The sequence below is a fragment of the Ensifer sp. SSB1 genome (genome assembly GCF_016652895.1).
Classification (GTDB): domain Bacteria; phylum Pseudomonadota; class Alphaproteobacteria; order Rhizobiales; family Rhizobiaceae; genus Ensifer.
In genome coordinates this window covers 33,888-41,185 of record NZ_JAEPRP010000052.1, presented here as the reverse complement: position 1 = coordinate 41,185, position 7,298 = coordinate 33,888, and the positions used below count along the sequence as shown (strand labels likewise).

Sequence of the window (7,298 nt, the reverse complement as noted above, 5' to 3'; positions counted from 1 at the left end):
CCGCTCTCGGACTTGAGGTCGATCTCACCGGGCATGTCGTAGATCTGCCGATCGAGGGCGCTCCGCTTCCCTGGGGGCAGTTGAGCCCGGTCGCCGGCGACGCCGCCTTCCGCTTCATCGAAAAGGCGGTGCGCGACGCTGAAGCCGGCATCATCGGCTGCATCGTCACCGCGCCCATCAACAAGGAAGCGCTGAACCTTGCCGGTCATCACTATGACGGCCACACCGGGATGCTGCGCAGCCTGACGGGCTCCAAGGCGGCCTATATGCTGCTTGCCTCCGAGCGCCTCAAGGTCATCCACGTCTCGACCCATGTGGCGCTGCAGGAGGCGATCCGGCGCTCGACGACCGAACGGGTTCTCGCCACGATCCGCGCCGGCGACGCCCATCTGAAACGCATCGGTTATGCGGCACCCAAAATCGCCGTCGCCGGCATCAATCCCCATTGCGGCGAAAACGGCCTGTTCGGAACCGAGGACGACGACCAGATCGCGCCGGCCGTTACGGCGGCGCGGGCGGAAGGCATCGACGCCTATGGGCCGATCTCCGCCGACACCGTGTTTCACCGCGCCTATTCGGGCGCCTTCGACCTCGTGGTCGCGCAGTATCACGACCAGGGGCACATCCCGGTGAAACTCGTCGCCTTCGATACCGCCGTGAACGTATCGGTGGACCTGCCGATCGACCGAACCTCCGTCGATCACGGCACGGCCTTCGACATCGCCGGCAAGGGCATTGCCAATCACGGCAACATGAACTCCGCCATTGCCTATGCCCGCAAGCTCGTGGCGGGCGACGCCAAGCGAGGATGACACCATGACCATCGCCCCCATTACCCTTCATCAGCCGCGTCGCCTCGCCGTCGGCGCCGGCACGATCGCCGAGGTCGGCGCCTGGGCGGCCGACGCCCGTTCGGTGCTCGTCATCGCAACGCCGATCACCGCCGGCTTCGTCGATCGCCTGAAACTCGCCGGCCGCGTCACGGTGTTCGACGCGATCCCGGGCGAACCCGATGTCGATACCCTGAACGCCGCGCTCGACGCCGCGCGCCAGAGCAAGCCGGACCTGATCGTCGGCCTTGGCGGCGGATCAGTGCTCGACGTCGCCAAGCTGGTTGCCGTGCTTTGGGATTCGGAGCAGACGCTGACCGATGTCGCCGGACCGAACCGGGTTCTCGGCCGCAACACCCGCCTTGCCCAGGTCGCCACGACCGCCGGCACAGGCTCGGAGGCCGGTATCCGCTCGCTGATCACCGACCCGGCCAAGGGAAACAAGATCGCGGTCGAAAGCCCGCACATGATTGCCGACTTCGCCGTTCTCGATCCGGAGCTCACTTATTCCGTACCGTCGGCGGTAACCGCTGCTACCGGCGTCGATGCCATGGCCCATTGCGTGGAAGCCTTCACCAATCGCCGCGCCCATCCGATGATCGACGGCTTTGCCCGTATGGGCTTCAAGCTCGTGGGCAAATATCTCGCCCGCGCCGTCAGGGATGGATCAGATACCGAGGCACGCGAAGGCATGATGCTGGCTTCCTACTACGGCGGCATCTGCCTTGGGCCGGTCAACACCGCCGCCGGCCACGCCATCGCCTATCCGCTCGGCACGCGGCTTCGCCTGCCCCATGGCCTGGCAAACGCCATCATCTTTCCGCATGTGCTCGCCTTCAACCAGCCGGTTGCGGCGGGCAAGACGGCGGAAGTTGCCCAAGCCCTGGGTCTCGGGGGAAGTCTCTCCGCCCGAGAACTTCTGGGCGCCGCGCGTGGCTTCTGCCGCGATCTTGGTATCGAAATGTCGCTCGCTGCCCACGGCGCAAGTGCCGATGACCTGCCGCTCTATGCCAGCGAGGCGCATGCAAACCGCCGCCTGATGGACAACAATCCGATCGACATGAGTGCCGAGGACGTACTCGCCGTCTACAAGGCAGCTTTCTGATCCATCCGTTGGCGCAAAAAAACAAAACCCCGGCGGCTTGCCGGGGTTTTCGCATTTTGAGGCGGCTACTTGCTCGCCTGGAACAGGCGCTCGCGGGATCCGGAAAGGTGTTCGTGCATCAACTCCCTCGCCTTTGAAGCTTCTCGGGCAGCAATGGCTTCTGCGATCGCCTCGTGCTCTGCAAAGACCCGCGTCAAGCCGGTGGTTTCGCGCTTGACCGAAGCGCCGTGAAACCGCATGCCGACGGCGATGTGATCCTTGAGCGCTTCCATCGCGGTGAAGAAATAGCTGTTCTGGGCGGCGCGCGCGATTGCAAGATGGAACTGGAAGTCCGCATCCTCCCGGTGCGATTGCCGGTTGGTGGCGTCCCGCATCAGTTCCAGCGCCTGACGGATGGCGGCCAAGCTGGCTGCGTCGTGTCGCTCTGCGGCGGCGGCGGCCGCCGCCGGTTCGACCGTCAGGCGGAACTCGTAGCAGTTCAGAAGATCGGCGACGTTTTCCAGTTGCCCAAAGCCAAGCGGCTCACGCATGCCGACGGCACGGACGAAGCTGCCGGCACCGCGGCGCGAATAGATGAAGCCCTGCTCGCGCAGCCGGCGCAGCGCTTCGCGGATGATGGGGCGCGAAACCTCGAACTCGCTTGCCAGCTCGTGCTCTGTCGGCAAGCGTTCGTCCGGCTTGTAGGCGCCGGACTTGATCGCACGGTGCATGCGCTCAAAGACGAGATCGCCGAGGCTCTTGCGTGCTGTTCCGTTCTCCAGTCCCATCCGTCATCCCATCTTGCGGAGGACAGCCTCCGCGATTTCCCTCAGCGTGCCCGGCGCACCGAATCCGCCAGACTTGGCGATGATGCAACGTCCGTCGACCTCAGCCAAGCCCAGGCCCGGCAGGCATTCGCCCAGCAGGCGAAAACGCTGTACGCCCATCTTTTTCAAAACCGCCTCCGCGGTTGCGCCGCCGGACAAAAGCACCGTTCCTGCCGCTTCGACAAAGCCCGGACAAACGCTCTCGGCAAGCGCCTCGGAAACCGCTTCCGGCGTCACCTCCCCTTCGCCCGGCACCGCCTGAACGAGCGTGATCGCGCCGGCGACGTCGCCCGCTCTCACAAGCCGGCCGTTCGGCGCCGGCAGATAGGATAAAGCGAGGGCATCGCGAAGCGCATCGATCTGGGCAAGGGTAATCGGATCGCGGGATCCGATGACGAATAAGGCCGGGCCGGCCGACACCTCGGCAGCTCGCGCTTCTGCGCCGCCACTCATGCGCTCGGCAAGCGCCTCTGCGAGGCCGCGCGCGCCGATCAGCAGGTCCGTGCCGTTGCCTTCCGCGTCCTCGAGCAAAACACGCATCTCGGCCTCGGTGGATGCATCCGGGATCGAAGCCTTTGCCGCATGTCCGCCGAGCCTCTCGGCAACGGAAATCGGCACCTCCACCCCAAAGCCTTGAACGCGACCGGATACCACCACCCGGCCAAAGGCCGGGATGGCCGGCGCCACCAGCGCAGCACGGAAGGACATCGCATCGAGTTCGGCAACGATGTTGCCCTTCAGACGGGAGTCGACCTTCTTGAAGATCCGAGAACCCGGAGGCAACGCGGCGAGAGCGGCCTCGGCACGCTGCCTGGCACTCTCAGTGCTCAACTCGCGCGAGCCGAGATTGATCGAGAGCACATCCGGAGCCGCCCTCAGCGCATCGCCGATCGCTTCGACCGCCAATGCAACTTCGACATGGAAGCCCCTCGCAGCACACGGCGCCGCGGCATCCAGTGCGCCGGTCAGGTCATCAGCGACAATGGCGAGCATCTAACAGATCCAGATATTTGTTGTTATCTTTATAACCAATTTTTCTATTGAAATGTCAATATTTTTTGAGATCTATTTACAAGTAAGAACCGGTTTAACCGTGTACGTTCGCCATCCGCCGCCGTGTTCTTCCACGCGCCGCGGGCAAGAGCGCGCGCAAGACCAAGGAGTTAGAGCCCATCGGCGATCGGCTGGTCTTCGTGGACGATTGTGATCCCCTGGCACGCGGTTTTCAGATAGGATACGGATCGGAACAACTGTCTGCGAGACGCCGGGCTTGCGGCTTTTGTTGTCGGCGTCTGTGCGATGCCGCGGCGCCCCTCCGAAGGCGCCGCGACCGAGACAACGGCGCGCCAGCCAATTGGCATGAGTAGTTTAAAGTGGGTTCGCAATGACGATAAACACGAAATCCAACGATGCTGCAGCCAACCGCCTCAAGATCGGCTTCGTGCTCGCCCGGTCGTTCACACTTTCGGCTTTCGCCCTCTTCGTCGATACGCTCCGGCTGGCAAGCGACGAACTCGACAAATCGGGCCGCGTGCGCGCCGATTGGCAGGTGCTCGGCAACACGAGCCATCTGATCGCATCGAGCTGCGGGGTTCAGGTCGCGCCGACGTCAGGCCTCGTCGATCCGGGGCAGTTCGACTACATCGTGATGGTCGGCGGCCTGCTCAAGAACGAACACCCGATCGACGACGAGACGATCGCTTTCCTGAAGAAGGCGGCCGCGAAGAAAGTGCCTTTGATCGGGCTGTGCACCGGTACCTTCATCCTGGCCGAAGCAGGGCTCATGGCCGGGCACATCGTTTGCGTCAGCTGGCTTCACTACCAGGCCTTCCGCGAACGCTTTCCGGATCTGAAGGTTCGCTCGGACCGCCTCTTCAACCTCGACCGCACCCGCGGTTCCTGCGCCGGCGGCAGCAGTGCTGCCGACATGGCCGCCCATATCGTGCGTCTCCACATCAGCCGGGAGGCAGAGCGCAATGCACTCGAGGTCCTGCAGATCGACAAGGCCCGCTCGCATCTCCATGTGCAGCCAAGAAAGCCGCTCGCGATCGAGAGCAACGACCCCCGCCTGAACGCTGCCCTCATCATCATGGAGCAGAATACCGAGAACACGATCTCGATCCCTGAACTGGCGGCCTCGGTCGGCCTGTCACGCCGGCAACTCGAGCGACTGTTCATGGAGAAAGCGAAGATGTCGCCTGCGCACGTCTACCGGAAATTTCGACTGGAGCGCGCCAAGCACCTCATCACCCAGACGGACGCTTCGCTCATCGAGATCGCGCTTGAAGTCGGCTTCGAAAGCGCCGGGCATTTCTCCAGGACATTTGCCAAGACCTTCGGCCAGTCGCCGCGGCAGATGCGCGCCACATCGCCGAAGTGAGCCCTGCACTGTCGCTCCGGCTGCACGATAGCCGATCGGCCATCCCCCTCCCCGAACGGACGTAGCCGAATTGCAGGCTCACCTTTTGCCGCAACCGCCTGCAAAATAGCTCGCGATGCGCGCTCGCACACGTCGCATGATCGTGTTGCGGGGGCTTGAGTTTATGGGAGTCATGGCGATGACGGAAACTCGTGTTTTGTCGGAAGAAGCACCGAACGCGAACTCCAACCAGAGCACGATCGCGGGTGGCCACCTGGCGCTGGTGCCGACGTGGCTCCCGCTCGACATAGCGCCGGCGCAGAACTCCGCTGGAAACGGCGGCGACGGCACCAGCCTGGGCACGATCGGCAGCAACACGTTGGCGATGTTCACACCGTCGAACGCGGCCATCGCCGGCTCGCACACGGACGCCGACGCACTCCAGGGCAACCACGCGCTGATAAACCAACACGTCACCGAGATGGGGGGCATTGGTGGTGAAGGTGGAAACGGCAACGTGGCCGGTGGCCATGGCGGTGGCAGCGTGGCCGGCGGCGGCGGCGACGGCACCTTCTTTGGCGGCCTCGTCAGCACTGACACCGCCGTGTTTGCGCCCTTGAACCTGGCCGTCGCAGCCGGTCCAGGTTCGAGCGCCACGGCCGGGCAGGCAAACAATGCGGCCTTCCTTCAGGGCGCCACCCAGATCGGCGGCGTTGGCGGGTCCGGGGGCGACCATAACGTTGCCGGCAATACCGCCCCGGCCCAGCAGCAGGGCGCGACGTTCATTTTCAACGGCGACGCCTATGCGGGCCATGGCGGCGACGGCACGTTCATCGGAAGCATGGTCGACGTAAACGTCGCGGTGTTCTCGCCAATCAACATTGCTGTCGGCGCCGCCGGCGGCGATGCTCACGCCACACAGACGAACAACGTCATCTTCGACCAGGGCGGCGTGCAGATCGCCGGTATCGGCGGCAAGGGTGGCGGTTTCAACCTGTCCTCGGACACGATCTTCACCGGAAGCGGTGCCTCCGGCGGCGGTGGAGACGGCTATTCGAACGGCAGCACCGTCGACGTCAACATCGGCTACTTCCACCCGATCAACATCGCAGTACCCGCCGGCGGCACCGCCGAGGCGGACCAGCTCAACCACCTGCTGGTCGACCAGCATACGCTGCAGATCGGCGGCATCGGGGGCGCGGGCGGCGAAGGCAACATCGCCGAGGCCAATGCCGCGCTGATCGACGACGTCCTGCACGGCTGAACCGCAGCATTCCCACTCAAGCGCCGCAGGCGCGCACTGGCGACGCGTATTCGTGGCGTTCCGCTGCCATCCCTCACAACTTTGCTCCCTGAAACGTGCCCCGCCGGGTCCGCCTGACGCCGGCCAAGCTGAAACACGGGCACACCCTACCCAAAGGAACGTCTCCGAATGTCCGGCTGGTTCGCCCCGAGGATCACGCGCACCATGGCTTTCGCGCTGTCCCCCCGCTGCGGCGGTGTGCTGTGGCATCGAACCGTCCAAGACTACGGGGCAACAAGTAGAGGAGCGACGCTATGCCTATCTCACAAATAACCACCGACACGATCGACTTCACCAATCCCATCGCGGGCGACGCGAGCGCCGGCAACGGCGGCGACGGCACCAACAACGGCGATATCAACTACAATCCGGTCGCCAGCGTGGCTCCGGTGCAGACAGTTATCGGCTCAGTCCCCACCGTGGATAACGGCGACAACGTCGGTCAGGGTGCAGACTGGGGGACCGGCAACGCTGATGGCGGCGGCCTCGTCCAGGTACCGATCTCTGTCCTCGCCTCGCTTACCAACAGCGGCGCGGGCGGCGCCGGCGGCAATCCGACTTCGAGTGGCGATCAGAGCAGCACGAGCGGCGGAAACACCGCAAGCGTGGACGCGAGCACGACTGCTACGCAGACGACGACGTTGCTCGCCGATCAAGGCGCAACGATCATTTCGGGCATGGGCGGGGCTGGCGGCGACGGCGCAACGGCGCTCGGCGGCGACATTTCCGCGGCTCTCGTTCACTCGAACCCGATCTCGGAAACCACCACGACGACCAACACCACGGCGGTCTCGAACGTTCTCGACAATTTCGACAATACCTTGGGAACCATCAGCGACCTCGGTATCTGAAACGCTCGACAAGGATCGCCGGCCATGGCCGGCGATCCTCTGTT

7 protein-coding genes are annotated in these 7,298 nt (G+C 64.3%); 5 read left to right on the top strand and 2 right to left on the bottom strand.

Annotation, left to right across the window (positions count from 1 at the left end; translation table 11 throughout):
- Together pdxA and I8N66_RS15145 are read left to right on the top strand one after the other, a co-directional pair.
- A partial coding sequence (gene pdxA / locus I8N66_RS15150; RefSeq protein ID WP_291154841.1) for a 4-hydroxythreonine-4-phosphate dehydrogenase PdxA occupies positions 1 to 812 on the top strand: 812 nt, incomplete at its 5' end.
- A 4-nt stretch (positions 813 to 816) separates the two neighbouring features.
- Positions 817 to 1,935 (top strand): iron-containing alcohol dehydrogenase, encoded by a 1,119-nt coding sequence (locus tag I8N66_RS15145; protein ID WP_291154839.1) that lies wholly within the window; start codon positions 817 to 819, stop codon positions 1,933 to 1,935.
- Positions 1,936 to 2,000: 65 nt separating this feature from the next.
- Here the strand turns inward: I8N66_RS15145 and I8N66_RS15140 are convergent, their stop codons facing one another.
- Both I8N66_RS15140 and I8N66_RS15135 read right to left on the bottom strand, forming a co-directional pair.
- The gene (locus tag I8N66_RS15140) at positions 2,001 to 2,702 is read right to left on the bottom strand and encodes a FadR/GntR family transcriptional regulator (protein ID WP_223728076.1); all 702 of its coding nucleotides are present in this window, start codon (positions 2,700 to 2,702) and stop codon (positions 2,001 to 2,003) included.
- A 3-nt stretch (positions 2,703 to 2,705) separates the two neighbouring features.
- Positions 2,706 to 3,734, bottom strand: a complete 1,029-nt coding sequence (locus I8N66_RS15135) for a four-carbon acid sugar kinase family protein (RefSeq protein WP_291154838.1) — start codon at positions 3,732 to 3,734, stop codon at positions 2,706 to 2,708.
- 391 nt (positions 3,735 to 4,125) lie between these two features.
- On the opposite strand from I8N66_RS15135, the gene I8N66_RS15130 reads away from it, so the two are divergent.
- From I8N66_RS15130 to I8N66_RS15120, 3 genes are all read left to right on the top strand, one after another.
- Positions 4,126 to 5,121, top strand: coding sequence for a GlxA family transcriptional regulator (locus I8N66_RS15130; protein ID WP_291154837.1), 996 nt, complete (start codon positions 4,126 to 4,128; stop codon positions 5,119 to 5,121).
- 178 nt (positions 5,122 to 5,299) lie between these two features.
- Complete coding sequence (locus I8N66_RS15125) at positions 5,300 to 6,364, top strand: hypothetical protein (protein WP_291154843.1); 1,065 nt, start codon at positions 5,300 to 5,302, stop codon at positions 6,362 to 6,364.
- A gap of 293 nt (positions 6,365 to 6,657) precedes the next feature.
- On the top strand, positions 6,658 to 7,254 hold the full coding sequence (locus I8N66_RS15120) for a PE-PGRS family protein (RefSeq protein ID WP_113539081.1): 597 nt from the start codon (positions 6,658 to 6,660) through the stop codon (positions 7,252 to 7,254).
- Positions 7,255 to 7,298: the final 44 nt, after the last annotated feature.

Bases quoted from the DNA above. Each gene is read 5' to 3' on its own strand.
- I8N66_RS15145 (WP_291154839.1), top strand. From the start codon at position 817: ATGACCATCGCCCCCATTACCCTTCATCAGCCGCGTCGCCTCGCCGTC.
- I8N66_RS15140 (WP_223728076.1), bottom strand. From the start codon at position 2,702: ATGGGACTGGAGAACGGAACAGCACGCAAGAGCCTCGGCGATCTCGTC.
- I8N66_RS15135 (WP_291154838.1), bottom strand. From the start codon at position 3,734: ATGCTCGCCATTGTCGCTGATGACCTGACCGGCGCACTGGATGCCGCG.
- I8N66_RS15130 (WP_291154837.1), top strand. From the start codon at position 4,126: ATGACGATAAACACGAAATCCAACGATGCTGCAGCCAACCGCCTCAAG.
- I8N66_RS15125 (WP_291154843.1), top strand. From the start codon at position 5,300: ATGACGGAAACTCGTGTTTTGTCGGAAGAAGCACCGAACGCGAACTCC.
- I8N66_RS15120 (WP_113539081.1), top strand. From the start codon at position 6,658: ATGCCTATCTCACAAATAACCACCGACACGATCGACTTCACCAATCCC.